This window comes from Vibrio sp. JZG10, assembly GCF_054064075.1.
Map to the genome: position 1 here is coordinate 22,864 of NZ_JBSUGE010000026.1, position 24,700 is coordinate 47,563.

Here is a 24,700-nt window from a genome sequence, read left to right on the forward strand (position 1 = left end):
GTTTCACTCCTTTTGTGCGGTTATGAAAAAGTATACGACCTGAACGTCCATATTGATCGTTAAGCCATTTTTAACATATGCGCATTTAGTCATAAAGAGTGCGTTTAAGAAGAGAGAAAGAGTTTTTGGCGAAACGCCTTGATGTGCGACCGAGTCAGGCGTTTAGGCCTGTAGCAAATTGGTCACGCGCCCAAGCTCGCAAACACTGATGGGAAGTGTTGGATTCATCTCGTTTATGGAAAATCAGTTTATAGCTGACTGGCTCGGAAAGCATTGGAGTTTGAATGACTTGCAGATTCAAAGCCGATTGCCATTTCTGCGCCAAAGACAGGGGAAGCACGCCTAAGCAATCGTGTTTCGCTACATAGAGCATCATGCCAGAGAGCGATGTTGCCATCATTTCCACATCACGCTCTTGCAGCCCTGGCTGGTGAACTTCGGTGTCGCTAACTGGGAAGTCTTCGTCTCCGACAAACCGACAGTGCTTTTCAGAATAAAACTGTTCTTGTTCGATTTTTCCTGCGATACGTGGGTGATCTTGACGACAAATCACCACCATTGGCTCTTCAAAAATTGATTCACTGATAAACGATGGGTCATGAATGGTCGTTGGGCTAATAATCAAATCGATCTGTTTAAGTCGTAGATCATTCAATAACGAAGGTAAATCCGTATCGGCGCAAATGCTGATCGTGTTGGTTGGTGTGATGCGGTGGATCAGCGCTTCATTACAGCTCAGGCGGAAAGTGCTTTGATCGGAAATGGCATCATTGATCATCGCAAACGCCTGATGAAATTTAGGTAGTAACTGATGCGCTACAGAAGTGAGTTTGATTTGTCGCCCATCCTTCACAAATAACGATTTGTTGGTTTCTTTTTCCAAACGCTTCATGGATGCGCTAATCGCTGGCTGAGTTAGCCCTAGGTGCTCTGCGGCGCGAGAGTAAGATTGATATTCAGCAACAATTAAAAAGGTTTGGATTAGATTAAAATCCATACGATACCTAAATAAAAATAATCACTAGATTGAGTGGGTGGCTCTTTGATTTTTGGGCTAGATGTTCGCCCTAGACACCCACCTTGAAATAAGCCCCCTTAACGCACTTACGAGCTAAGGAGGCGACAGAGCAGTGGTTCGTTAAAACGAATTACTTAACTACTTTGATTTCAGGCATTTGATACTCACCACTTTGGATTGCATCGTCAGCGCCGTAGAAACGCATGATGGCGTAGAACGGTTTTTCAGGTACTGGCAAGAAGTTTGGATCGTCTGCACGGCCTTTCTCGTTCGCACTCATGTAAATGGTGTAGTAACCGTCTTTGTCCGCTTTCATGGTTCGGTCGCCACGGCTGTGACGGTTTAGGTCGTTTTTCGCCATCAAACGGTTGTCGTTGCCGTAAATAGTAACAGACCAGAATTCGCTGACGTTCGGCGCTTTAAAGCGCATCACGTAATCATGCTTCGAACCATCCAGTTTTTGACCAGTGCTGTCGAAATCTGATTTACGGTAAGACGCTTCGATAGGTGGTAAGCCCCACTGACCAAGGTAAGTACCTTCTGCAAAAATATCGCGTGGCGCATCACCCAAGGTATCGCGTGTACCAAGCAACGTACGAGCATCTGTCATTTTAGGCGCAAGTTCGACGAGGTGTTCCATGCCTTTCTTCTCACCAATTTTTGCCAGTTTTAGCTACTCAGGTGTGAAGTCAGTTTTGCATGGTTCAACGCCGATAGATTGGTATTTGTCCAACCACTGTTTGTCTGCATTACCCATCGAGCCATCACATAGCACGAAGTTCACGCGTTCAAGCCATGTTGAATTTTTTGGATCTGGGTACGTTCTTTGTACTGGTTTTGGCCCGTTCTTACCTAAATATTCCGATAGGGTACGAATGTTCCATTGGTCCATGTAGTTAAGCGCGACTTTCGCATCTTCGTCATTCACTGCCATGATGCGACCCATCAGCTTCACAAGGTTGCTGTCTACGCGAACCACTTCGTCGACAGAAGCTGGCACTTCACCTTGCCAATCTTGTGCTGCAAACATGAACTGGCCGCCTTTTGTGCCGCGAGTACGAGAACTGAACGCTGCGTTGGTGTAGTGGCCCATGTCCATTGTATGCAAGATCCAGTAACGGCCTTCATCCATATCAGGCACGCTCACAATGACAGGTTCTGCAGCAACATCTAACCAGCCCATAAGGTGAAGCGTATCGTTATTAATGGTTGGGTGAGCGGTGTAAGAGTCATCAGCTAGAGCACGAATATTCTGAAAGCGGTTGAGCGGATAGTTGTTTTCTACCGCCGTGTGATAGAAAAACTTGTACGCTTCATCGATAGAGTAGCCGTAGATATAAGCATCTTCTGCAAGATCAACATTGGTGTTAGCCGCAAATACAGAGCTGGCTCCTAGCGCTGATAATCCCAATAGAGTAACGAGTAATTTTTGTTTCATGGCTGGTTTCATCCATTTGTTTGTGAGGATATGTTTCCAGCTAAGCTTAGTCGTTCACCCGTTTATTACAGAAATGAATTGTGAGTATTTAGTCTATATCAAAAGTGATATGCTGTGAGAAAAGCTAAAGAGATAACGTTGATGAACTTTGATTACAATTTGCTCAAGGTGCTTGCGGTGATTCTTGAAACACGCAACACCACAACGGCTGCGGAGCGTTTGTGCACCAGCCAGCCTGCTGTGAGTCGAAGCTTGCGTAAAATTCGGGATTTGTTTAACGACGACATTTTAGTGCGTAAGGGCACCAATATGGAGCTCACGCCGAAAGCCGAAGAGATCAAAGCGCAGCTGTCTGGGATCATCAACGACATCGACAAGCTAGTGAATGTTTCTCATAGTTTTGATCCCGCGATCGAAAGCTGTGTTCTGCGTGTTGCGATCAACTCGTCCATTGCGCAATGGTTTTCTGCCGCGTTTACTCAGCTGCTAGCCAAAGAAGCGCCGTTTATGAACTTGGTGATCGAAGACTGGACGGAAACCACGCCAGACAAAATCGATGCGGGTGAAATCGCTTTTGGCATCAACTATTTCCCTATGGAATTGCCGAAGCATCTGGTTCAGAAAAAAGGCGGGCGGGACGACTTTGCTCTGGCCTGTCGCGCGACGCATCCGCATGGTGGCAAACGCATGTATTTGGATGACATTTCAGAGTACGCGTACGCGGTTCACATCATCCAACATTGGAATGAAAAAGAAGATCACATCTCGCGCTTATTACAGCCTTTTTCAGTTGTCCCAAGAATTCAACTGCGTACCACGCACATTAACACCATTTTGAATTTGGTTGCGGATAGCGATGTGTTGTTTCCTTGTTCGCGTCACTTGATCAATCAGTTAGATAAGCGTTTTTCTTTTATTGAATTTGATGACGCGCTGCCGAAATTAGAAGGTAACTTCGGTTACGTTTACAGCGTAAAGCGCCGTAATGATCCGTTGATATTGTGGGTTAACAATACCGTTGAATCGTTGATGAAGTCGTTAGGCATTGAGTCGTAACAATGGTTGGTGAAACGGTTTGAACAACCGGGTTCGATAACGCACTGATCCCGGTTGTGTTGCTTGATGCAATTACTCGTATTCAGAAGCGTAAGTTTCTTCATAAGTGTGCGAGTAAAGTTCGAACAGGTTGCCGAATGGGTCTTCTAGATAGACCATTTTCGCAGGCTTGTTATCGTCTTCTGGGTGGTAACGCATGATGTCCATACGAACTTTGCCACCAAACGCTTCAGTGCGCTGGATTGCACCTTCAAAGTCGTCCGTCTGCAAACAGAAATGGAAGATACCGATGCGAGAAAAATCCACTTCATGGCGCGCTTGGCGCTCTTTCATTTCAAATAACTCAAGTCCGATGCCATCGCTTGTCACTAGATGCGCAATGTTGAAGCCTTTAAAGCCCTCACCAAAGACCGCAATACACATTCTGCCAATTGCGGTTTCGCGTTCTTCAATCACTTTCGTGTTACCCATAACGACTTTTAGACCAAGCGCTTGCGTGTAAAACTCAACCGCTTTATCCATATCTCCGACCATAATACCGACATGATTCATTTTCATTTGTTTGCTCCCAACATGTGTGCTTAAACGTTGTTTTGTTTCGATGTGGGAGAGTATATGGTGCGGTTTTAATTACATGAAATTATCATAAATTATAAAAATAATAATTTTATGTAATCAGTGGGGCGGAGTTCGAGCTAATTGGCTAATGCCTCAACTGCTTGCTGTACCGAGGTGAAGTGAATTTTGATGATGCACCTTTGTACGAGACTAAACTCATGCGACTGGATGAGCGACGTAACTTCCTCGACGGACAGAGTGCGTTCTCCCGGTTGTAAAACGGTGGTGTTCGAATCGTTGTATTGCAACCCGAACGTGTTGCCATTTGAGTCAATTACGTAATCATCTGGCCCCCAAATGAGCGCTTCGCATTCGGAATCAAGATCGGCATGAGAACGCAAATAGATAAGTTCATCGTCGCCATCGAGTTTCAATAAACATGGCCATGTAACCATGGGGCCTCCAGTGTAGTGGCTAAAATTGTTTCAATGTCTGAAAGGGCAAGGTGAGCGCTGGCTTTCAAGGTGTTGGCCTTAAACCGCAGTCAAAAATTACGTGTGTTGAGCAATAATCGAAAACAGCTCGTCAACCGTTCTTGCCACGTAATCTGGTTGCACGCTCCAACGCTCAGGCATCGCGCCGCTGTACGCTGCTGCAACGGCAATCACCTTACTTTGGCCACCCAACTGCTGTTCGATGTTGCGTGCGAATTGCGTGTCGGCTTCATGGTCACCGATGTACATCAGCTGTCTATTTTCTGCGTGACCAAAAATCGACTCAACGCATTTGATGCCACTGTACGCATCGGGCTTTTGGTGCCCATTCGAGACGTCATCATACCCGACGATGGATTTAAACGGTGCGCTGATGCCGTTGTCGGACAGCACTCGACGAATATTGCTTTGTGAGTTTTGAGAGCAAATGCCGTGAGGCAGCTGCGCAAACTCTTTAATCACGCCATCAATGCCTTCAAACAGGGTTACTGGTGTTTGGTTTTTCTCTTGATGCTCTGCCCATAAACCGCCAGCTTGCAGCATTTCATCATGGGACATGCCGTAGTAATCCACGTAGAGCTCTTGCCAGTTTTTCGCCGCGTGGTTTGCGTAGTGATAGTTGGCTTCTGAATGGAGATATTTCGGTAAATTATCGCCAGTTAAGTGCGGGGCAACGATGGCTAAGATCGCTTTGGTGATTTCGATGTTTTTCGGTACAGAGTTTACGAGTGTCCCATCGTAATCCCACAATATGGCGTCTAATTTCATTCAACGTTCTCGTTGTTATTGATGGTTAAAAGCTGGAACCGGGTTGCTGCAAAAATGCTAACTCTTCAGGTGTGCTTTCTCTACCCAAGATGGCGTTGCGATGTGGGTAACGTCCAAATTGGTCGATGATGGCTTTGTGTTTTAGCTCAAAATCGTAGTTATTTTCAAGCCCTGATGCGCGAAACAATTTCTCAGCTTCGACATGAATGAGGCGCGATTCGCTGTGCATAAACGGCATGTACAAAAAGCTTAGCTGCTCAGGCGCTAATTCTTGATTGTGCCCTAACCGAATTGCTTCTTGAGCCAATGCTAATGCGAGCGGGTCTTGCGCAAACGCTTTTGGGGTGTTGCGATACACATTACGTGAAAACTGGTCGAGGACGATGATTTCGGCCAATCGTCCTTGTGCGCTGTCACGCCAATTAAACAGTTCACAACGAGCGGCTTGTTCTAGTACCGAGGCAAATCGTGACGCAATATGTTTGTCCAGTTCTGGGTTGTTTTCAAACCAGTTTTGAGGCGTTAGCTCTTCGAACCAGAACTTGATGATTTGTTGATGCATGGCGCTTCCTTTTGTTGTGCCTTAATAGTAAAAAGCCAGAAGCGTGGCTTCTGGCTCTTGGCGTGTTATCGACCGTAAGTCTCTACGATGTAACGTTCAAAATCGTCACACATTTGTTCGTCAGAGATGACGTTGCTTGCCAGTTCTTTACTGCCGTCGACGACTTTAATCGTCGCGTTCAGTGAAGCAACTGGTGCTCGTTCTCGCGTCGCAAGTGAGTCGATTTTCTTCTGCTGTACTTCCCACGCTTGCTCTGGCGATAGATTACATACATCTGCCAAGTACTTAGCATTGAACCCCTCGCCAGTCAGGCTGAAAATGGTTTCGTTGTGCGACAAATGATTGCCTGCGTGCCAGTAGTGTTTTGCCAGCAGTGGGCCAATTTCTGGGTTATCCGTCAGATAGCCAAACTTCTCAAGGAAGTATGCGCGGGTCTGATACACCGCCATGTGCGCGAGTAGATAACCTTGATACGCACAAGCTGCTTCATCGGATAGCAAATGTGGAATCGCCATCAGTGGGCGAGGGCTGCATTCCAAACCAAGGATCTGTTTTTCACAATCGCGAGCCAGCTTAGTGATGCGCTCTGGCGTTAACTCGTCATCGCTAAGTTGATATAACGCGCGTTCAAAGTACGGCACAACCAAGATGCTACGTTCTTCATAAGCTTTGAATGGCTGACGACTGTTGATCATCGCTTGAATGATCTCATCAGGAACCGGATTCCCTTCATCATCCAGTGCGTATTGTTTTAGCCAATCGGCATCGGTTAACAGGCTGTCACAGAACATCGACTGAGTTTCTGCATAAGCCATCGACGTTGGCGCAAACTCCTGTGAAAAACAAGGCGCGTTCATTTTTACGTTCGCAAAGTGTGCTGCGTGGCCACCTTCGTGGAACAGCGTGTTAATACCATCGTAGCCGCTGCCCACTTGGTCTGGTTTGGCATTGCTGGTAAAGTTCACCTGCGCTGCGACCCATTCGCCTTGATTGTAGAAAGAGGGGATCGGGCCGTGGCAGAACCCGTTCGGGTACTTACCTTTGCGGTCTAACAAATCCAGCGTTAGCATCGCGCCAGAGTAATCAATATTCAGACGACCAAACGATTCTACCCAGCGTCTCAGAGATTTTGAGAACGGCACGTATGGGTCAAGGTCACGCATGACGTCACCCGCGAACGAGTAAACAAAGTTGAAGCCTGTTAGCGCGCTTGCGCCTTTCTCTTTCGCCAAGTTTTCTAAGCTGTTTAGGTGCGCATCTCGCGTGCGTTGTTCGAAATCTTCCAAAATCTCGAATAGCTGCTCAGAGCTCATCTTTTCCGTTTTTTGCACGGAGTAATCAAAGAAGGTCGCATAACCAAGTGAGCGAGCGAACTGGTTGCGCAGTTTGATCAGTTCTATAAAGCCGTTTTGCAGTAGCCATTGTTCAAGGTTCAGCAACGCTTGATGAGCCGATTGGCGAACTTCTTCATGATTGCTGGTGCGAATGGTTGAGCTCAATACTGGCAGTGAACCTTCCACTTGCTCGCCGTTTTCATCGGTAAACGTTTGTACGTGGTTCTGTTTTTTCTCGAAGAGCTCAGCTTCAAAGGCAATGAGTTGATTTTTCAACGCTTGTGCTTTTTCGCCCTCGATTGCGTGAGATTCAAACATCGCCAGCCAACCAGAAAGACCCGTAATGGTTTGCTGTTTCTCTTGTGGGTCGGTAATTGAGTCCGCGGCTTCAAGCTGTTGTTTGATGGCAGTAATTTGCTCGGCGTTGCTCAAAAAGCTTGTCCATGCGGTTTGTGCTTGCGTCGAGCCATCATGGTCATCGCTGATCCCCATGTAAGTTTCCCAAAAGAAATCTTCTTTGGTGCGGTGAATCGAGAGGTAACGTTGATTGAGGTCGTTGAGATAATCCGTTGCGGTCATTTTGATCCTTCAAATGGTTGGGAGTAGACCCCTAATTATTGCACGCTTGTTGATAATAAAGGAGGGACAAATTAATTTGCTGGTAGTGTACTGCGTAAACGTGATTTTACTATTTGTTTACATTTTAATGAGTTAGCGAGAGTTGTTATGAGTTCGGAGTGCGCAGTGTTAAGACTGGCACGGATTTTACAGTTCATCAGGTAATTAATCTGCGAGGCGCTCTCGATGATCTTTGTCATGTGTAATAATATTTCTATATCGCGGCAGTACATATGGAAACGATATGATAAATAAGACAAAAGTTACGCTATTGGCGCTAGGTACGATTTTGGTTGGATGCTCTTCTGTCACGCCGCCAAGAAATGATGCGGTTGAGAACATTCAACAAAAGTGCTCTGTAATTTTAAGCAGTGATGTTTCAGGTGAACAGCGCTGGCAGACATACAACGGCTTGCTTGTAGAATATGCTGTGCATGGCATTAAAACTCAGGCGCAGTTAGAACGCTTTGAAGCGTTTGTGCAGCGAGTACAAAATGATGAATCTGGACAGTTAGTTACCGAGCTGATTGAAGTCACCGATTGGGGATGCTCAAACGGCAATTATCTTGAAGAGATGGGCTTGTTTATTCAAGAAGTTCAAAAGTAAAAAACCGAGCGTTAAGTCGCTCGGTTTTTCTGTTTATGGAGCGCTTCGTGCGCTGGCCCGTCAGGACGTTTACTCCTCTGGGTACTCGCCCATACCTTGCGTTTTACCTTCCGCTTTCCAATGCTCACCGGGGTCAAATGCTTCATCGCATAAATCTACGGTGTAGCCCATTTCTGTGATTTCCTTTAATGTGAGATTATCTGCAATTTTTGCGACTTCACCCGATTTATTACGTAATTCCATGTTGTTTCCTCCTCTGTAGGTAGACGAGCGGTATCGATGCACAGTGACGAATGCATCGGTGACCTTTGTTCTAAGTATATAACTCTCAGCTCAAAATGAGGGTTTAATCCATTTTTATAGTGTGGTTAATTGAGTAATGCTTTGAGCTGTTTCAGTTATTTTTAACTATATCGTCGCGACAGTTGGCTATTTGTGATTTATTGAACGATTAAATTGTCAATCTGGAAAATCGAAATGGTGATTCTCGACCACTCCTTAGCACAGCAAATTGTTGATCGAACCATGTCCATCATTGGTCACAATGTGAATGTGATGAACTCAGCAGGCATCATTATTGGCAGTGGCGATCCTAAACGCGTTGGGCAAGTTCATGATGGCGCGGTATTGGCGTTGAATCACGGCGATTCACTAGAGCTGAATGAGCAGCAATGTTTGACGTTGCAGGGTGTCAAACCCGGAATCAACATGCTGTTGAAATTGCATGGCGACGTGGTCGGTATTGTTGGTGTGACAGGCGAGCCAGAGAAAATCCGAGATTTCGCCAAACTGGTCAAAATGACCGCTGAATTGACAATCGAGCAAGCTGCGCTGGTGGAAACATTTCAGTGGGACAGACGTCATCGCGAAGAGTTTATTCTGGCTTGGATCAATGGCAAATTAACCGATGAAGAGCTGAAAGATTGGGCGATGCGTCTTTCTATCGATGTTACTCAACCACGGGTGGCAACGGTGATTGAAGTCTCGACGCCGTCCGCCTCTAAAAGCATGAAGAGTGTGCGCAATATTGTTGAGTTGCTTGAATACCCAGAGCGTAACAACCTAGTTGCGATTGTCTCAGTGAATGAAATTGTGGTGCTGAAACCGTGTCATTCCGCCAAGCAATGGGATAGCCAAATCGAAAGTGAACGCATTGATAAGTTGATGTCGCGTTTAAGCGATCACGATTCGCATACGTTTCACATTGCGCTAGGGCAGTTGTTTAATGAGCCTAAAGATGTCGCGTTGTCATACCAAAGCGCAAAGCAGGTATTAGCCATTGGCAAGCAGTTCTACCCAGAGAAACGTAAGTACCTGTTCGATGAACTTCGTTTGCCTGTGCTGTTGGCGCCGTTGGCGGATATTTGGCAAGGTGAACAAATTATTGATGGCGTGAAACGGTTGAAAGAGAAAGACAAATCTGGGCAATTACTGAAAACCCTAGATGCGTTGTTTGAATGCAATGGCAATGTAACAGAATGCTCTAAAATGCTGTTTATTCACCGGAACACTCTGCGTTATCGGTTAGAAAAAATCACTGAGATAACAGGGCTACCAACCTCCAATTTTGTGGGGTTAGCGGAGCTTTATATTGCGACTCGGCTCTCAAAAATGGCGTGATATTGTGCATCTGCACAATACGCGTCATTTTTTGACCACATCATTTGTCACTCCGCCTAAAGGAATTCGAAAGCAAACGATTAATAATTCATGCGTCCCTACATGTTGAGTGAGCCAACACGGACTCGCTCAGCAAAATAAGAATAAATGGAGTTATCATGAACCTTATATTAATCCTGCTTGGGGTGATCGCATTTATTGTGCTCACGACCACCAAATTCAAATTACATCCCTTTTTAGCGCTGATCATCGCAGCGTTCCTTGCGGCATTTGCTTACGGCTTACCGGCAGATAGCATTGCCAAAACCATTGCTTCTGGCTTTGGCGGCATCCTTGGTTACATTGGCTTGGTTATCGTTTTAGGTACCATTATCGGTGTTATTTTGGAGAAAAGTGGTGCGGCGATCACCATGGCCGATACGGTTATTAAAGTGTTGGGTGAGCGTTTCCCAACATTGACTATGAGCATCATCGGTTACATCGTTTCTGTTCCGGTATTTTGTGATTCAGGCTTTGTCATTCTGAACTCGCTCAAAGAATCACTCGCGAAGCGTTTAAAAACCTCAAGCGTTGCAATGAGTGTGGCGTTGGCAACTGGCCTATACGCAACACATACGTTTGTGCCGCCAACTCCTGGCCCTATTGCCGCTGCGGGTAACTTAGGCCTGGAATCTAACCTTGGTTTAGTGATTGGTGTGGGTGTGTTTGTTGCAGCAGTTGCGGCGTTAGCGGGTATGTTGTGGGCGAACCGATTCCAACATGTTGAACCAGATGGCATTGAAGCCGCAGAGGAAATTCAGCATGACTGGCAAGCACTCAAAGCGTCTTACGGCCAACTGCCAACGGCGAGCCAAGCATTCGCTCCTATTTTTGTTCCAATCTTATTGATCTGTTTTGGCTCTATCGCGAAATTCCCAAGCTTACCGCTAGGCGAAGGTTTTGTGTTTGATGTGCTGACTTTCTTAGGACAGCCACTAACGGCGTTGGTGATTGGCCTGTTCCTTTCTGTTCGCCTACTAAAATCAGACAACAAGATTGAAGAATTTGGCGAGCGAATCAGCCAAGGTATTACGGCTGCTGCGCCTATTCTTTTGATTACCGGTGCGGGTGGCGCATTTGGCGCGGTATTAAAAGCAACGCCGCTAGGTGAATACTTGGGTACGACGTTATCAGCGCTAGGTGTGGGCATTTTCATGCCATTTATCGTTGCGGCTGCGCTAAAATCGGCGCAAGGGTCGTCAACGGTTGCATTGGTGACCACATCGGCTTTGGTTGCGCCTATGCTTACGCAATTGGGGCTAGATTCAGAAATGGGCCGCGTATTAACAGTGATGGCGATCGGTGCTGGTGCGATGACGGTTTCTCATGCAAACGACAGCTTCTTCTGGGTAGTTTCGCAGTTTAGCCGCATGTCGGTGGGCTTAGCGTACCGCGCGCAAACCATGGCTACGCTCGTTCAAGGTGTCACGGCAATGGCATTGGTGTACATTTTGAGTCTCGTTCTCTTATAAGTCTCTGGAAATACGTATGAAAGTGGTAATTGCACCTGATTCATTTAAAGAAAGCTTAACCGCCAAACAAGTGAGCGAGGCGATCAAAACGGGTCTTGCTCGCGTATGGCATGATGCCGAATTTGTTACGGTTCCGGTCGCAGACGGAGGCGAAGGCACGGTTCAATCTTTGATAGATGCAACTCAAGGCGAACAAGTCTTCACAACAGTGACTGCGCCATTAGGGAATGATGTTGAAGCGTTTTATGGCATCCTCGGCGACGGCGAAACCGCGGTTATTGAAATGGCGGAGGCTAGTGGGCTGCACCTTGTGCCGAGTGACGCTCGCGACCCAAAACTGACCAGCAGCATCGGTACCGGACAGCTGATCAAACACGCGCTAGACCGCGGTATTCAACGCTTAATCATTGGTTTGGGCGGCAGCGCTACTAATGATGGTGGCGTGGGCATGTTGACCGCGTTGGGGGTAACGTTTCTTGATGAATCTGGTCATGCAATTACCCCAAATGGAGGCGGGTTAGCGGCGCTTGCCTCCATCGATATTTCTGGTCTTGACCCACGTTTAGCAACTTGTGAAGTGTTGGTAGCATGCGATGTTGACAACCCACTCTGTGGCGACAAAGGCGCGTCGGCTATCTTTGGCCCGCAAAAGGGAGCGACGACGTCAGACGTCACTCTGCTCGATAGCGCATTGCGCAAGTTTGGCGAGTTGACGGAACAAGCGACGGGTAAGCACGTACTGACGCGTGAAGGCGCAGGTGCTGCTGGTGGTATGGGGGCGGCCTTGCTCGGGTACACGCCAGCACGTTTGCAACCGGGAATTGAGATTGTGCTTGAAACGGTCAAGCTTGCTCAGCATGTTGCGGATGCGGATATTGTATTCACAGGCGAGGGTCGAATCGATCATCAAACCGCACATGGCAAAACGCCGATGGGAGTTGCTCAGGTGGCCAAGCAGTTTGATTTACCAGTCGTTGCATTGGCTGGTTGTGTGGGCGACAACTATCAGGCGGTCTATGAATGCGGCATTGATGCGGTGTTTGCTTGCGTGCCAAAGGCGATGAGCTTATCTGAGGCCATGAAAGAGGCCGACGTCAACGTTGCCAATTTAGCCGAAAACGTCGCGAGAATGTGGCAAATTAAGTCGCACTGAGGGCGATAACGATACGAAAAAACTCCACCTTTGCGTGGAGTTTTTTGTTGTTACCAGTCTACGTATGCGGGCATAAGTTCATTTAGCAAGAGCGAGTTAACGAACATGCTTTGCTATCAACTTTGCCAGTGTTTGCATCGCGTGAATCCAATCGGTTTCACTACCAAAGTTTGCTACGCTGAGGCGCACGCAATGTCTATATTGTCCTTGAGTGCCAAATACGGTACCGGGAAGTAGGCTGATTCTGTGTTGATTACACGCTTGATACAACGCATAGCTGTCCGTTTCTTTGGGCAGGCGCAACCAAAGCAAGAACGAACCTTGCACGGCGTTGATCTGGTATCGATTTTTTAGAGATTCGTATTCATCTAAGTATTGATGAAGCATCTGGATAAATCGGCGCATGTTGTTTTGATAAACCCGACCCATTCGCGCAGTATGCGTTCGATACTTGCCTGACGTTAGAAACGTTGCCACGGCAGATTGCATCAGATTCAAACTGCCCATGTTCTCACACAGTAGATATTGCTCAATTTGATCTCGATATCGCCCCGCCAACATCCAACCAATTCTCAAACGCGAATCGAGCGTTTTGGATAACGAATTCACGTAAATTACGCGTTGCTTGTCATCGAGCAACCTCAAGCTTGGCAAAGGCTTGTTATAACTTAACCCGCCAAACACATCGTCTTCGATAATAGGAATATTGCCAGACGCCAATAGCAATTGCCGGCGCTTTTCTAGCGGCATCATGGCACCAGTTGGGTTGGTGAAGTTTGGCGTTACGATGATCGCTTTTATGTCCCATGTCGCCATTGCTTTTGCTAAGGCTTCGGGGCACATACCGTCTCGTGGGCAACTCGGAATTTCCACCGCTTTGAGGCCGAGTGATTCGAGCATCAATAAGTTGCCAAAATAGCAAGGGGACTCCACCGCGACAATATCGCCTTTTTGTGTCGTTGCGCGCAGCGCTAGGCTAATTGCTTGTTGCGCGCCGTGCGTCACCATTATCTCATCCAACTTGGCTGGTGTGCCCAAATCTTGCGTGATTTTCGCCAGTTGTTTGATTAAGAGGTGATCACCGGGTGGTAATTGGTAATGGCTCGGTACATGCGTTTGCTGGCGGCTGTGGCGGCCAATCTCGGCGTACAAGCTTTTGATCGCGGGGGAGTCAATGTTTGGGTGGGCAGAGCCTGCGGGCAAACGCTCTTGGTATTCAGGGTACGTGAGGATTTCTTTGCAGATCGAGAGCAAATCCACGCGAGTCGGATCCGGAATTGAGCGAGAAGTCGGCAAGGCGATTTTTACTCGATAACCCGACTTGGGAACCGAGTACACCAAGTTTTGCGCTTCCAGCTCTTGATACGCACGAATCACGGTGTTTTTGCTGACGCTTAATTCTTGGCTCAATGAGCGAATGGAGGGTAGTCGATCATCCACTTGGTAAACGCCACCATTGATGGCTTGTTTAAGGTGCTTTTCCACCACGAGGTACTTATTCCCTTCACCGCTTTCCAATAAATCTGTACCCATAAAAATACTTCCATCTGTCACTTTTTGAAAACACTGTACCTAATTACATTAACAGTATCTCAAAACATAAAACAAGCGTGAGTGAGGCGATCATGTTAATCCGAGCCATCCCTTTTGTATTTGTCATCCTTTGGGCTTCTGGATTTGTTGGTGCGCGTTTTGGTTTGCAATATGCCGAGCCAGCGACACTACTTTCTATCCGTATGGCATTCAATGTCTTACTGTTTTTGGTTCTTGTGGCGGTATTGCGTAGAAGGTTGCCGACAGGAAGCGATTTTTGGCACAGCTGTGTGGTGGGTGTGTTGATCCATGGCTTCTATTTAGGCGGCACTTATTTCGCTATTGATTTGGGTATGCCTGCCGGGCTGAGTTCGTTGTTGGTGGGCATTCAGCCGATTTTAACCGCGGCTTTGCTGGTGGTGTTTGTTCGTGAGGAATTTAAACCCTCGCAATGGCTGGGTTTGGCTCTAGGCTTTGTCGGCATCGCTATGGTGCTGATGGGAAACATGGAGTGGCAGTCTGAGCAACATAAGTTCTTAGCCATTGGAGTCTGTTTACTGTCTTTGGTTGGTATCACGTTAGGGACGCTGTATCAGAAAAAACATTGCCAACAGGTGGATATGGTTGGTGGTGCGACGGTGCAATATTTGGCCGCACTCATCATGTTTCTGCCTGTTGCGATGCAGTTTGAAACCATGCAAGTTCAGTGGGAACTGGAGTTTATTTTGACCGTGTTGTGGTTGGTCGTCGTGCTCTCTTGTGTGGCTATTCTGCTGCTGCTGTACATGGTGAGAAATGGCGCGTCTTCGAGTGTGGCGTCTGTGTTTTACCTCGTGCCGCCAACAACCGCGATTCAAGCTTGGCTCGCGTTTGGTGAGTCGTTTGATTGGATGGGCATTTCTGGCTTTGCATTGGCGGCCACGGCGGTCTATCTAGTGGTTAAAAAGCCAGATCTGACGATAAAAAAATCGGTTCAAACAGAATATACCTAAATTGGGTAGGGACATTCACGTGCCAGTGAGTACAATTCTGCTTCATCTTAATCCGTGGAGCAGAGTGATGACGGCAAAGCCAGACCGAATGACCGCGATGCGTAATATCATCGAGCAAGTAAAAGCGGAACTACCGATTTACGAACCGGAAACCTTTGTGTGTGGGCCGGAAGGGCAGTGCATCGGTTGTCCAAAGAAATTATTAGAAATGGTCGATTCAGAGGTTACTTATTGGGAGTCAGCAATGGAGCGGGGTGTGATTCCGCAGTTTGATGAGATCCGTCGTTTCGGGAAGATGTGCACTAACGTACGTCGCGGACTTGTTCGTAATAACGTTCCACTACTCGGGTAATCTACTTCAGTAAATAAGTGATTGATAAATAAAGTCCTAAAATTGACACATAAATGTGTGCGTTTGCATAGTAACTTGGCGAGCGGTCTCAACTTTGGCCCATGACTCTTGTTTGTCATCTACTAGGGCTTTAAACGTTTTAAATCAGCGATATATTGGCAAGGTCTCACATGGATGTGAGGCAAACGACCATTCATTCTGCTGAGATAAAAAAGTGAGATTAAAGGGATTTACTCTGATGGAAATCACCATAGTGCTCGCCACTTTGGCTTTCATCGCTTTGGCTGCGTTGCCAACACTACTCCACATTCATCGCCAAGCCTATGCGTCGATGTTACACAGTTCCAATTCGTCATTGGGTACCGCGCTTAAATTTTTTAACGCCCGAGTGGTGATAGACAATGCTGCCGAGCAAAACCAAGTCCACTATATTGATAGGAACGTAAAAACCTTAAGTGGTATGCCAGAAGCGAGCGCCAATAGCATTGGCGCGTTATTAGAAATCGATTTGCCGCAGAGTGGCGTGTCCAAAATTGATGTTCCCTGCAAAGGCAGTGACTTTTGTATTATTGGTCAGCAACACCCAAATAGTACCCACTTTGTGTCTATTCCCGATTATCAATTTGTCGACCAGTCAGGTCTTGATCGGGTGGTGTACATTTGGCCGCAAGGGTATACCTTGGCAGAAGAGGCATGCTATTTCTATTATGTAAATCAAGCATCCACAGAGTCTATCGTCCGAGGGCACGTTACTGAGGGTTGTTAGGCGCGCTTAACATCATCTTCTGACTCATCAACACTTCGCCATTGGGGAGAGTGACTTCTCCTAGTTCACCATGGTGCTCAAATCCAAATCGTTCGTACAACGCTATCGCGGCAAGGTTGTCCTTATAAACATTAAGTAGAATGGTGTCGTAACCATATTCCCAGGCACTTTTAAGTGCGACAGACAATAGCTGCTTACCTAGCCCTTTTCCTCTGAATGTTCTATCAATATGAATACCTAAAATGCCTGTGCTAGTGAGTTGACCGCCTTCATAACCGCACAGTTCGGCAGGAAAAATCTCTACACTACCAATCAGAACGTGATGGTCCAAAGCAACAAATTGAGGAATCGATTCAAGTTCTACGCGACGTAAAATATTGGTCAGGGTGTCTTTATCTGGAGCCGGACTGCGCAGGTATTTACCTTCGGCATAGACTCGGTTCCACAGTTCGGTAAAGCGCTCGATATCGCTTACCTGGATGGGTCTGATTTGCATTCATCTTCCTTGATTAGTGCAGGTTAGTGATGGTTAAGGTACGAGTTCAGATAAACAGCGAATTTGATTCGGAATGGGATCGGCTGGCGCATTGGCTCCTGTTGGATTAAACCAAATCGTATTTACGCCAGCTTGCATTGCAGGGTAAATGTCTTTATAGGGCAAGTCGCCAACCATAGTTAACTCACTCACGTTAACCCCTAGCTGTTTTGCGATAGCAAGATAAAACTCAGGTTGGTTTTTAGCGATGCCGAGATTGGCAAAACAAAAGTAGCCATTTAAGTACTGGTCTAAGTCGACGCGGACGAACGCACGCTGAACCTCTTCCATGTTGGAATCAGACGCACTGGTCGCGATGTAAATAGCATGATTTTGGGAAAGTGTTGCCAGTGTTTTTTTGGCCAGAGGAATCGTTTCTACGTGTTCCCAATCGCACATTTTTCCTTGTGCGTGAGGGAAATCCACCATTAAGGTGTTCCCCCAATCGAAAAGATAAATCATGTTCGAATCTCCTTTATCCGCACATCATATCGTCTTTTCTAAAATCAGGGGATAAATTGCATCGATAAATGCGATTTAGGTGGCTTTAGTCGTGAAAAGCGCTTAATTGTCGTTATCGTTACAAATGTTTCAGCATAATGCGTGAGTTAGTTTTAAAACCTTGCTTGTCGTAAAACCGCTGTGCTGGTTGATTGAATTCCATCACTTCTAATCGAACTTGTGTAGCATTGGCATCGCGCGCCCATTGCTCACAGACCTCAAGCAGTTGGCGACCGATGCCCTGCTGCTTCTGCTCCTCATCGACAACAATCGTTCCTACTCGACAAATTGGATCTTTGATCAGAAAGCTGACGGTTTCATTCTGAGTGATCATCGCGGTTAAAAAGCCGACTACCTCCTTTTCATGTTCTGCGACTAAAAACAAGCGTTCATCATTCTCGAGAGCCTGAGTGAGGAACGCTCGGTCGTCTTCCGAAGGTGCTACAAAAGCTTCAGGCGCGTTGGCAAAATGCAGTGCGTTGATTTGTAGGTTTAATTCAAAAATTGCATCCAAATCGTCAGGAGTTGCTTGTCGAATGTTGACTTCCATTTTACTTACCGCCTGAAAGATCGATAAAAGAGCCTGTAACATAAGAAGCTTCATCACTGAGTAGCCAAGCGATCGCATTCGCCACTTCTTCTACCGTACCGCCCCGTTTCAGTGGAATTTGAGGGCTGAGCCTATCCACTCGGTTTGGTTCTCCACCATCGGCGTGCATATCGGTATAAATGAAACCAGGTCGAACGCCATTGACGCGAATATTTCGGTCTGCCAATTCAAGCGATAGCCCTTTGGTTAAGGTATCCATTGCGCCTTTTGATGTGGCGTAATCGACATATTCGAATGGCGCGCCTGAGCGTGATGCCCCAGAAGAAACATTCACAATTGCGCCACCAGTACTGAATCGCTTCGCCGCTTCTCTACAACAGAGAAAGCAGCTATTCACATTAGTGTTCATTACTTTCTGAAAGCGTTCCAAGCTGATTTCCGCCAACGGTGACTGAGTAAATAGAATGCCAACGTTGTTGACCAAATGGGTGACTGAGCCTAGTGCGTTTTCTGTTGCATCGAAAAGATTGAGCACTTGTTGCTCGTCCGATACATCTGCTTGAACGGCGATCGCTTTTCCGCCATTTGCTTGTATATCTCTGACCACTTGGTGAGCTGCTTCACTTTGCGCACGGTAATTAACACACACGGCATACCCTTGCTCGGCCAGTTTTTTCGCTGTTGCGGCTCCAATGCCTCGGCTTGCGCCAGTAACGATGACTACTTTATTCAAAATACATCCTTATTTTTGTAGCGAGTAGATTTTGTCGGCGTAACGCTTGTCGCCAATTTGGTATGCGTCAGGAATGACTTCAGATAGCTCGAATCCGCACTTCATGAGAACACGCTCTGAAGCAATATTCCCTTCAGTGACCGTAGCGGAAAAGCGGTCGATGTCATGTGTTGCTCTCGCCCAATTTAGAAGCGCTTGAAGGGTTTCTGTTCCAAACTGTCGGCCATGAAATTCAGGCAAAAGTAAGTAACCCACCTCTGCGTTACCTTCTTCAATGGCAAGGCCAGTGACGCCAATCGGTTGTTCAGATTGCTTATTTAGTATGACGAGGCAAAGCCAGTGCGGACTGTCTGGTGTCCATGGTAATAATCGCGAAGCAAATTTTTCTTTTATTTGTTTTTCGCTCGGGCGATCAAAACAGAGCTCAATGATCTCTGGTTCGGAATGTAATCGCTGAAATAGTTCCCAATCGCTGGCTTCGATAGGTCTTAATCGGCTTCGGTGAGTCTCAATATAAACTGACATGCGTGTCCTTACAGCATTTATGTAGAGAGCCAGTTTCTCATCCTCTTATCTCTTTAATCAAACGGTTGCACTTACAAAAGTGATTTGTGTGGTGAATGCCTGGTTGGGTAATGAATTCTTACTGAATATTCATTTATGAGATGAAAATAACGAAATTTCATACTTGAGACACATAGAGCAACACGGAAATGATGTGGATCAAGAGAGAACTACCCATAAAGTAGTATTTTGCGATCTATAATTACATTTTATTTGGAAGTGTTGCTAATTATGTCAATAAAAAAACGATATGTTGCACTGCTGGTTGCTGCCGGCATTGGTGTGGGCTGGTTAACATTAGGTGGTACTGCAGCGGTAATGCATTACACCTCTGATACTGAGTTCTGTCTCTCGTGCCACTCTATGGAAATCCCTTACAAAGAGTACCAAGGCTCAGTGCACTTCAGTAATGCGAAAGGCATTCGTGCCGAGTGTTCTGATTGCCACATCCCACAAGAACCGATGGACTACCTGATCACGAAGATTCGTGCATCGAAAGACATCTACCATGAGTTCGTGACTGGCAAGATCGACACGCCAGAAAAATACGAAGCGCACCGCAAAGAGCTTGCGGAGATGGTGTGGGAGCAGTTCCGTGAAAACGACTCTGCAACGTGCCGTTCTTGCCACGACTTTGACGCGATGGAAGAATTTGAGCAATCTCGCGATGCAGCGAAAATGCACGAGTACGCAAAAGCGAACGATCAAACGTGTATCGATTGTCACAAAGGCGTTGCTCACTTTGCACCAGAAGCTGAGCTAGACAGCAAGGCATTTGAAACGTTGATGAGCTTCACCACAAAAACATCACCTGGTGCCAGAGTCGTTTATCCTGTGACTGAAATCGCAATGGGTGAGATGGGTAAAATTAACCCAACGACGAAGTTAGAAGTAATCAGCTCTGAAGGTGATGAGCGTACTGTTAAGTTGGACGCATTCCAAATGAAAGGCGCAGAGCAAGTGCTGTACATGGGTGAAGGTCAACGTGCCATCGTAGCAACGCTAACCGAGCAAGGTCAGCAAGCTCTTGAGGGCGGTGAGTTTAAGGCCGACGTTTACGGCAACGAATGGCGCGCAGTGTCACTAACAGGCACGATCGATTCTCCTGTTGTAGATACGCTTGACCCAGTTTGGTCATACGCAGAAGAGCTAGACAACGTTTATTGTGCAACTTGTCACGCGAAAATTCCTTCAAATCACTTCACGGTGAACGCATGGGGACCAGTGGCGAAGAGTATGGGTGATCGAACAGACATCACTGCCGAAAACCTAGAAATTCTTACTAAGTTCTTCCAGCACCACGCGAAAGATGTGGTTGGTCACTAACGATAAATAGAAGGATAAGATTATGACTAATTTAACCCGTCGTGGATTTCTAAAAGGCACAGGTCTGGCGGCTGGCGCCATGGCATTTACTTCTTTTGCGCCTATGTCTATTGCGTCTTCAAACCAGCGTGGTAAGGGCATTTTGACTGCGGGCCGCATGGGCCCAATGTTATGTGAAGTGAAAGATGGCAAGCTAGTATCGACCACTAATGCTCTGCCACAAACTGTACCAAATAGTCTACAAACTACTGGGCCTGACCAAGTGCATACCAAGGCGCGTGTGAAGTACCCAATGGTACGTAAAGGCTACTTGGCAAACCCATCGTCGCCAGAAGGTGTGCGCGGTAGTGATGAGTTTGTGCGTGTGTCTTGGGATGAGGCTTACAAGCTGATCCACGAGCAGCACATGCGAATTCGTAAAGAATATGGCCCGGCTTCTGTGTTTGCTGGCTCTTACGGCTGGCGTTCAAGTGGCGTGCTGCACAAAGCACAAACCTTGCTGCAACGTTACATGAGCATGGCGGGCGGCTATTCAGGCCACTTGGGTGACTACTCAACGGGTGCTGCGCAGATCATCATGCCGCACGTTGTGGGCTCTATCGAAGTGTACGAGCAACAAACCACGTACCCAGTGGTACTAGAGCACAGCGATGTGGTTGTGCTTTGGGGCTTAAACCCGATCAACACCCTAAAAATCGCGTGGAGCTCAACAGACTGCGCTGGTCTTGAGTTCTTCCATCAATTGAAAAAATCAGGCAAGACGGTTATTGCGATTGACCCTATTCGTTCTGAAACCATTGAGTTTTTTGGTGAGAATGCGGAGTGGATTGCTCCTCACCCAATGACCGACGTAGCGATGATGATGGGTATCGCACACACCTTGGTGAAACAAGGTAAGCACGATAAAGCCTTCCTCGATAAATACACCGCTGGTTACGACAAATTTGAAGCGTACCTGATGGGCGAAGAAGACGGCGTAGAAAAATCAGCGGAGTGGGCATCGCAAATCTGTGGCGTACCTGCGAAGCAACTTGAGCTACTGGCTGACATCTTCAGTAAAAACCGCACCATGCTGATGGCGGGTTGGGGCATGCAGCGCCAACAATACGGTGAACAGCGTCACTGGATGCTGGTTACACTGGCAACAATGTTGGGTCAAATCGGTTTACCGGGTGGTGGTTTTGGTTTCTCTTACCACTACTCAAACGGTGGTAACCCTGCTCGTGACGCTGGCGTGCTTCCTGCGATTTCAGCATCACTGGGTGGCGGCTCTTCTGCGGGTAACGACTGGGCGGTATCTGGCGCGGTGCAAAGCTTCCCTGTGGCGCGTATTGTCGAGGCGTTGGAAAACCCAGGTCAATCCTACCATCACAACGGTCATGAACTGACGTTCCCAGATATCAAGATGATTTGGTGGGCAGGTGGTGCGAACTTTACTCACCACCAAGACACCAACCGCTTGATTAAAGCATGGCAAAAGCCTGAGCTGATCGTGATTTCAGAACCTTACTGGACTGCGGCTGCGAAGCATGCGGACATCGTTCTGCCAATCACCACATCGTTCGAGCGTAACGACTTAACGATGACGGGTGACTACAGTAACCAACACTTGGTGCCAATGAAGAAAGTGGTTGAGCCGCAAGGTGAAGCGCGTAATGACTTCGATGTATTCGCGGACATGGCAGAGATGCTAGCTCCGGGTGGCCGTGACGTGTACACCGAAGGCAAGACTGAAATGGAATGGCTGTACGGCTTCTACAAGGCGGCGCAACAAGGTGGCCGTGGCTCTCGCGTAGCAATGCCGAACTTCAGCAAGTTCTGGGAAGATAACCAACTGATCGAGATGAAGTGGAACGAGAAGAACGCACAGTTTGTTCGTTACGCGGATTTCCGTGAAGACCCGATCATGAACCCGCTAGGTACGCCAAGTGGTAAGATTGAAATCTTCTCGAAAACGATTGAAGGTTACCAGTTGGAAGACTGTCCTCCACACCCAACGTGGATGGCACCAACCGAGTACACTGGCAATGCAAAAGATGGCGAGTTGCAGTTAATGACCGCGCACGCAGCGCATCGTCTACACAGCCAGTTTAACTACGCGAAGATTCGAGAAGAGTACGCAATTGCAAACCGTGAACCTATTTGGATTCACCCTGAAGATGCGAAAGCGCGTGGTATTAAAACGGGCGATCTAGTTCGTGCGTTTAACAACCGTGGCCAAGTATTGGTTGGCGCAGAAGTGACTGACCGAATCAAGCAAGGTTCAGTGTGTATTCATGAAGGCGGTTGGCCGGATCTGGATCCGAAAACCGGCATTTGTAAGAACGGCGGTTGTAATGTGTTAACGTTGGATATTCCGACCTCTCGACTTGCAAACGGCTGTGCGGCGAACTCGGCACTGGTTCGTATTGAAAAATACACTGGCCCAGAATTAGAACTAACAGCGTTTGAACCACCAAAAAATGGCTAGAAAAAAGTAGCGCTTGAAAGCAAGAAGCCAGCGAATCGCTGGCTTCTTTTTTATCTAGTCATCGTTCACATTAGCGCGAAGCGAGAGAAACAAACGGCATCTGTTTCTTAATCTGAAATGTCGGGAGTAAAGTAAATACAATCGCGACAAACAAGACCGAACCTATTAAATCTTCAGGGCGATGCATGCCCAGCCATAAGCGGCTATATGCGACGCTCATTCCCCACATCCATAATGACAGTGCAGAGGTATAGCACTTGTTCTGTAAGAACAACCCACCAAAGAAAGCCAGACAAATCGAAACGAAAATTGTATGACCGGATGGGAAAGAATAGTCTTTCTCGCCTTGCCAATGGCGTGTCCGCCAATCACTGACTTGTTCAGAAATCTGGTTAATTACGTTGGCTTGTTGATTTGTCTCCAACTGATAAAACGTTTCTGGTGTTTCAATCAATTGTTCTGCTGCGAGCAATTCCGTGTACGGGCGCGGGCTTTCTGTCATCAGTTTTAGCCCCGTTTTGCTGGCAAAGCCAATCACAAGTAACAGCCCTAACATTGAGAGTTTTTGCATCCACTCAGTGCTACTTGGTTTAAAGCGAAATAAAGAAAGCAGTAGCAGCGTTAAGGTAATTAAAAAGCCTTTGCTGCCAGCAGAATCTGTGAGCAAAGTAAAAGTAATACCCAGACTTTCAGGCACCTGTGAAGTGAGATTGTGATAAGAGCCAAACAGCGACATTGGGATGATGCCAAGAACAAACAAGGCGAGCATCATCAATCCATATTTTTTGGTTTTCATTGAGAGCGTTTTGTTTTTATTGAGGGTTATTCAACCACGTTAAAATAAGGGGCTTATCTTACGTTATCTGGCGTGAAAAACTTATCAACGCTTTGTCAATTTGACGAGAGAATGAAGGTTGAGTGATGAATTGATGGCATTTATCCGGAGGGTAAAGGCGCTCATCCTTAAGCGTTGGGGTCTTAATCCATCAGAGAAAGTAAGTACTCTGCTGCTTTGGTTGGGTTTTCTGCATGACAAATGGCAGAAACCAAAGCCAAACCATGCACACCTGTCGCACTCAGGGCAGGAATGTTGGTTTCGTTGATGCCACCAATAGCGACGATTGGTAAGGACGTGGTGTTCAACGCCATCTTCAAACCTTCAATACCCCAGTGTTTTTTGGTGTTGGTTTTGGTCGGCGTAGCGAAGATGGCACTCAAGCCGATGTAATCAATGGGCAGAGAATCCGCCTCTGCCAGTTGATCTTCAGTCTCAATCGATAAGCCGAGAATTTTGTTTGGTCCAATCAACTCGCGAGCGATAGTTGCGGGCATATCTGATTGCCCCAAGTGGACACCATCAGCATCAACAGCAAGGGCAACATCAACACGATCATTGATGATTAACGGGACTCCAGTGCCTTCAAGGATCGTCTTTACGGCTTGAGCTCGTTCAATAAATGCACGAACGTCACCATGTTTTTCACGCACCTGCACCATGGTGACCCCACCTTCTACCGCCTTTCTTACAACGTGTTTGAGAGTGGATAAATCTTGTTGGTCGTCGGTGACCAAATACAAACGATAGGCGTTCATTGTGTTTCCTTTCGCCTCCCACTTTCGTTGGAGTGAGAGGCGTTTAAA

25 protein-coding genes and 1 pseudogene are annotated in these 24,700 nt (G+C 47.0%); 10 read left to right on the forward strand and 16 right to left on the reverse strand.

Features of this window, described 5'->3' with window-relative positions; all coding sequences use genetic code 11:
- Positions 1-154: 154 nt before the first annotated feature.
- The gene (locus tag ACWYVB_RS21365) at positions 155-997 is read right to left on the reverse strand and encodes a LysR family transcriptional regulator (RefSeq protein WP_375222610.1); all 843 of its coding nucleotides are present in this window, start codon (positions 995-997) and stop codon (positions 155-157) included.
- 151 nt (positions 998-1,148) lie between these two features.
- Positions 1,149-2,456, reverse strand: a pseudogene (locus ACWYVB_RS21370) (DUF1254 domain-containing protein).
- Positions 2,457-2,597: 141 nt separating this feature from the next.
- Here ACWYVB_RS21370 and ACWYVB_RS21375 point away from each other — a divergent pair.
- Complete coding sequence (locus ACWYVB_RS21375) at positions 2,598-3,512, forward strand: LysR family transcriptional regulator (RefSeq protein WP_029846112.1); 915 nt, start codon at positions 2,598-2,600, stop codon at positions 3,510-3,512.
- A 72-nt stretch (positions 3,513-3,584) separates the two neighbouring features.
- Here the strand turns inward: ACWYVB_RS21375 and ACWYVB_RS21380 are convergent, their stop codons facing one another.
- The 5 genes from ACWYVB_RS21380 to ACWYVB_RS21400 all read right to left on the reverse strand — a co-directional run bounded on the left by ACWYVB_RS21380 (position 3,585) and on the right by ACWYVB_RS21400 (position 7,807).
- Positions 3,585-4,070 (reverse strand): VOC family protein, encoded by a 486-nt coding sequence (locus tag ACWYVB_RS21380; RefSeq protein ID WP_395205633.1) that lies wholly within the window; start codon positions 4,068-4,070, stop codon positions 3,585-3,587.
- A 137-nt stretch (positions 4,071-4,207) separates the two neighbouring features.
- Positions 4,208-4,525, reverse strand: a complete 318-nt coding sequence (locus ACWYVB_RS21385) for a DUF4144 domain-containing protein (protein ID WP_395205634.1) — start codon at positions 4,523-4,525, stop codon at positions 4,208-4,210.
- 96 nt (positions 4,526-4,621) lie between these two features.
- Complete coding sequence (locus tag ACWYVB_RS21390) at positions 4,622-5,332, reverse strand: HAD family hydrolase (RefSeq protein ID WP_268809318.1); 711 nt, start codon at positions 5,330-5,332, stop codon at positions 4,622-4,624.
- A gap of 25 nt (positions 5,333-5,357) precedes the next feature.
- Complete coding sequence (locus tag ACWYVB_RS21395; protein ID WP_031855860.1) at positions 5,358-5,894, reverse strand: DUF924 family protein; 537 nt, start codon at positions 5,892-5,894, stop codon at positions 5,358-5,360.
- A gap of 65 nt (positions 5,895-5,959) precedes the next feature.
- Positions 5,960-7,807, reverse strand: a complete 1,848-nt coding sequence (locus tag ACWYVB_RS21400) for a M3 family metallopeptidase (protein ID WP_457530076.1) — start codon at positions 7,805-7,807, stop codon at positions 5,960-5,962.
- 283 nt (positions 7,808-8,090) lie between these two features.
- Here ACWYVB_RS21400 and ACWYVB_RS21405 point away from each other — a divergent pair, with 283 nt between their 5' ends.
- Positions 8,091-8,453, forward strand: coding sequence for a hypothetical protein (locus tag ACWYVB_RS21405; RefSeq protein ID WP_047009761.1), 363 nt, complete (start codon positions 8,091-8,093; stop codon positions 8,451-8,453).
- Positions 8,454-8,522: 69 nt separating this feature from the next.
- Here the strand turns inward: ACWYVB_RS21405 and ACWYVB_RS21410 are convergent, their stop codons facing one another.
- Positions 8,523-8,696 (reverse strand): hypothetical protein, encoded by a 174-nt coding sequence (locus tag ACWYVB_RS21410; protein ID WP_005391896.1) that lies wholly within the window; start codon positions 8,694-8,696, stop codon positions 8,523-8,525.
- Between the two features lie 234 nt (positions 8,697-8,930).
- Between ACWYVB_RS21410 and ACWYVB_RS21415 the strand changes: the two genes are divergently transcribed.
- The 3 genes from ACWYVB_RS21415 to ACWYVB_RS21425 all read left to right on the forward strand — a co-directional run bounded on the left by ACWYVB_RS21415 (position 8,931) and on the right by ACWYVB_RS21425 (position 12,737).
- Positions 8,931-10,073 (forward strand): sugar diacid recognition domain-containing protein, encoded by a 1,143-nt coding sequence (locus tag ACWYVB_RS21415; protein WP_457530098.1) that lies wholly within the window; start codon positions 8,931-8,933, stop codon positions 10,071-10,073.
- A 158-nt stretch (positions 10,074-10,231) separates the two neighbouring features.
- Positions 10,232-11,584, forward strand: a complete 1,353-nt coding sequence (locus ACWYVB_RS21420) for a GntP family permease (RefSeq protein WP_046875581.1) — start codon at positions 10,232-10,234, stop codon at positions 11,582-11,584.
- A 16-nt stretch (positions 11,585-11,600) separates the two neighbouring features.
- A complete protein-coding gene (locus ACWYVB_RS21425) occupies positions 11,601-12,737 on the forward strand; it encodes a glycerate kinase (protein ID WP_457530079.1) in 1,137 nt (378 codons plus the stop codon).
- 96 nt (positions 12,738-12,833) lie between these two features.
- Here the strand turns inward: ACWYVB_RS21425 and ACWYVB_RS21430 are convergent, their stop codons facing one another.
- Positions 12,834-14,270: an aminotransferase-like domain-containing protein gene (locus ACWYVB_RS21430; protein WP_457530080.1), complete on the reverse strand. Its 1,437-nt coding sequence runs from the start codon at positions 14,268-14,270 to the stop codon at positions 12,834-12,836.
- Positions 14,271-14,362: 92 nt separating this feature from the next.
- On the opposite strand from ACWYVB_RS21430, the gene ACWYVB_RS21435 reads away from it, so the two are divergent.
- From ACWYVB_RS21435 to ACWYVB_RS21445, 3 genes are all read left to right on the forward strand, one after another.
- Complete coding sequence (locus ACWYVB_RS21435; protein ID WP_047009764.1) at positions 14,363-15,262, forward strand: DMT family transporter; 900 nt, start codon at positions 14,363-14,365, stop codon at positions 15,260-15,262.
- 67 nt (positions 15,263-15,329) lie between these two features.
- On the forward strand, positions 15,330-15,614 hold the full coding sequence (locus tag ACWYVB_RS21440; protein ID WP_046875577.1) for a hypothetical protein: 285 nt from the start codon (positions 15,330-15,332) through the stop codon (positions 15,612-15,614).
- Positions 15,615-15,852: 238 nt separating this feature from the next.
- Positions 15,853-16,380, forward strand: coding sequence for a hypothetical protein (locus ACWYVB_RS21445; RefSeq protein WP_005391876.1), 528 nt, complete (start codon positions 15,853-15,855; stop codon positions 16,378-16,380).
- On the opposite strand, the gene ACWYVB_RS21450 is transcribed toward ACWYVB_RS21445, so the two are convergent.
- From ACWYVB_RS21450 to ACWYVB_RS21470, 5 genes are all read right to left on the reverse strand, one after another.
- Positions 16,364-16,876, reverse strand: a complete 513-nt coding sequence (locus tag ACWYVB_RS21450) for a GNAT family N-acetyltransferase (RefSeq protein ID WP_374092856.1) — start codon at positions 16,874-16,876, stop codon at positions 16,364-16,366. The two genes, ACWYVB_RS21445 and ACWYVB_RS21450, sit on opposite strands and share 17 nt — an antisense overlap.
- Before the next feature lie 33 nt (positions 16,877-16,909).
- Positions 16,910-17,377, reverse strand: a complete 468-nt coding sequence (locus ACWYVB_RS21455; protein WP_170902858.1) for an HAD family hydrolase — start codon at positions 17,375-17,377, stop codon at positions 16,910-16,912.
- Positions 17,378-17,495: 118 nt separating this feature from the next.
- Positions 17,496-17,966 (reverse strand): GNAT family N-acetyltransferase, encoded by a 471-nt coding sequence (locus tag ACWYVB_RS21460; protein WP_124008234.1) that lies wholly within the window; start codon positions 17,964-17,966, stop codon positions 17,496-17,498.
- Between the two features lies 1 nt (position 17,967).
- Complete coding sequence (locus ACWYVB_RS21465; RefSeq protein ID WP_006740993.1) at positions 17,968-18,699, reverse strand: glucose 1-dehydrogenase; 732 nt, start codon at positions 18,697-18,699, stop codon at positions 17,968-17,970.
- A 9-nt stretch (positions 18,700-18,708) separates the two neighbouring features.
- Positions 18,709-19,224, reverse strand: coding sequence for a GNAT family N-acetyltransferase (locus tag ACWYVB_RS21470; protein WP_457530085.1), 516 nt, complete (start codon positions 19,222-19,224; stop codon positions 18,709-18,711).
- A gap of 270 nt (positions 19,225-19,494) precedes the next feature.
- Here ACWYVB_RS21470 and ACWYVB_RS21475 point away from each other — a divergent pair, with 270 nt between their 5' ends.
- Together ACWYVB_RS21475 and ACWYVB_RS21480 are read left to right on the forward strand one after the other, a co-directional pair.
- The gene (locus ACWYVB_RS21475) at positions 19,495-20,589 is read left to right on the forward strand and encodes a NapC/NirT family cytochrome c (RefSeq protein WP_085344579.1); all 1,095 of its coding nucleotides are present in this window, start codon (positions 19,495-19,497) and stop codon (positions 20,587-20,589) included.
- 22 nt (positions 20,590-20,611) lie between these two features.
- Positions 20,612-23,059 carry a trimethylamine-N-oxide reductase 2 gene (locus ACWYVB_RS21480; protein WP_268978476.1) on the forward strand — a complete coding sequence of 816 codons (2,448 nt, stop codon included), beginning with the start codon at positions 20,612-20,614 and terminating at the stop codon, positions 23,057-23,059.
- 70 nt (positions 23,060-23,129) lie between these two features.
- Here ACWYVB_RS21480 and ACWYVB_RS21485 read toward each other — a convergent pair whose 3' ends face one another.
- Both ACWYVB_RS21485 and thiE read right to left on the reverse strand, forming a co-directional pair.
- Positions 23,130-23,855, reverse strand: a complete 726-nt coding sequence (locus ACWYVB_RS21485) for a phosphatase PAP2 family protein (protein WP_069524768.1) — start codon at positions 23,853-23,855, stop codon at positions 23,130-23,132.
- 182 nt (positions 23,856-24,037) lie between these two features.
- Positions 24,038-24,652 (reverse strand): thiamine phosphate synthase, encoded by a 615-nt coding sequence (gene thiE, locus ACWYVB_RS21490; RefSeq protein ID WP_395185655.1) that lies wholly within the window; start codon positions 24,650-24,652, stop codon positions 24,038-24,040.
- Positions 24,653-24,700 lie beyond the last annotated feature (48 nt).

Coding starts and splice junctions, on each gene's coding strand:
- ACWYVB_RS21410 (WP_005391896.1), bottom strand. CDS start 8,696: ATGGAATTACGTAATAAATCGGGTGAAGTCGCAAAAATTGCAGATAAT.
- ACWYVB_RS21405 (WP_047009761.1), top strand. CDS start 8,091: ATGATAAATAAGACAAAAGTTACGCTATTGGCGCTAGGTACGATTTTG.
- ACWYVB_RS21430 (WP_457530080.1), bottom strand. CDS start 14,270: ATGGGTACAGATTTATTGGAAAGCGGTGAAGGGAATAAGTACCTCGTG.
- ACWYVB_RS21445 (WP_005391876.1), top strand. CDS start 15,853: ATGGAAATCACCATAGTGCTCGCCACTTTGGCTTTCATCGCTTTGGCT.
- ACWYVB_RS21385 (WP_395205634.1), bottom strand. CDS start 4,525: ATGGTTACATGGCCATGTTTATTGAAACTCGATGGCGACGATGAACTT.
- ACWYVB_RS21460 (WP_124008234.1), bottom strand. CDS start 17,966: ATGGAAGTCAACATTCGACAAGCAACTCCTGACGATTTGGATGCAATT.
- ACWYVB_RS21420 (WP_046875581.1), top strand. CDS start 10,232: ATGAACCTTATATTAATCCTGCTTGGGGTGATCGCATTTATTGTGCTC.
- ACWYVB_RS21470 (WP_457530085.1), bottom strand. CDS start 19,224: ATGTCAGTTTATATTGAGACTCACCGAAGCCGATTAAGACCTATCGAA.
- ACWYVB_RS21365 (WP_375222610.1), bottom strand. CDS start 997: ATGGATTTTAATCTAATCCAAACCTTTTTAATTGTTGCTGAATATCAA.
- ACWYVB_RS21475 (WP_085344579.1), top strand. CDS start 19,495: ATGTCAATAAAAAAACGATATGTTGCACTGCTGGTTGCTGCCGGCATT.
- ACWYVB_RS21400 (WP_457530076.1), bottom strand. CDS start 7,807: ATGACCGCAACGGATTATCTCAACGACCTCAATCAACGTTACCTCTCG.
- ACWYVB_RS21375 (WP_029846112.1), top strand. CDS start 2,598: ATGAACTTTGATTACAATTTGCTCAAGGTGCTTGCGGTGATTCTTGAA.
- ACWYVB_RS21425 (WP_457530079.1), top strand. CDS start 11,601: ATGAAAGTGGTAATTGCACCTGATTCATTTAAAGAAAGCTTAACCGCC.
- ACWYVB_RS21390 (WP_268809318.1), bottom strand. CDS start 5,332: ATGAAATTAGACGCCATATTGTGGGATTACGATGGGACACTCGTAAAC.
- ACWYVB_RS21440 (WP_046875577.1), top strand. CDS start 15,330: ATGACGGCAAAGCCAGACCGAATGACCGCGATGCGTAATATCATCGAG.
- ACWYVB_RS21480 (WP_268978476.1), top strand. CDS start 20,612: ATGACTAATTTAACCCGTCGTGGATTTCTAAAAGGCACAGGTCTGGCG.
- ACWYVB_RS21415 (WP_457530098.1), top strand. CDS start 8,931: ATGGTGATTCTCGACCACTCCTTAGCACAGCAAATTGTTGATCGAACC.
- ACWYVB_RS21455 (WP_170902858.1), bottom strand. CDS start 17,377: ATGATTTATCTTTTCGATTGGGGGAACACCTTAATGGTGGATTTCCCT.
- ACWYVB_RS21485 (WP_069524768.1), bottom strand. CDS start 23,855: ATGAAAACCAAAAAATATGGATTGATGATGCTCGCCTTGTTTGTTCTT.
- thiE (WP_395185655.1), bottom strand. CDS start 24,652: ATGAACGCCTATCGTTTGTATTTGGTCACCGACGACCAACAAGATTTA.
- ACWYVB_RS21380 (WP_395205633.1), bottom strand. CDS start 4,070: ATGAAAATGAATCATGTCGGTATTATGGTCGGAGATATGGATAAAGCG.
- ACWYVB_RS21395 (WP_031855860.1), bottom strand. CDS start 5,894: ATGCATCAACAAATCATCAAGTTCTGGTTCGAAGAGCTAACGCCTCAA.
- ACWYVB_RS21450 (WP_374092856.1), bottom strand. CDS start 16,876: ATGCAAATCAGACCCATCCAGGTAAGCGATATCGAGCGCTTTACCGAA.
- ACWYVB_RS21435 (WP_047009764.1), top strand. CDS start 14,363: ATGTTAATCCGAGCCATCCCTTTTGTATTTGTCATCCTTTGGGCTTCT.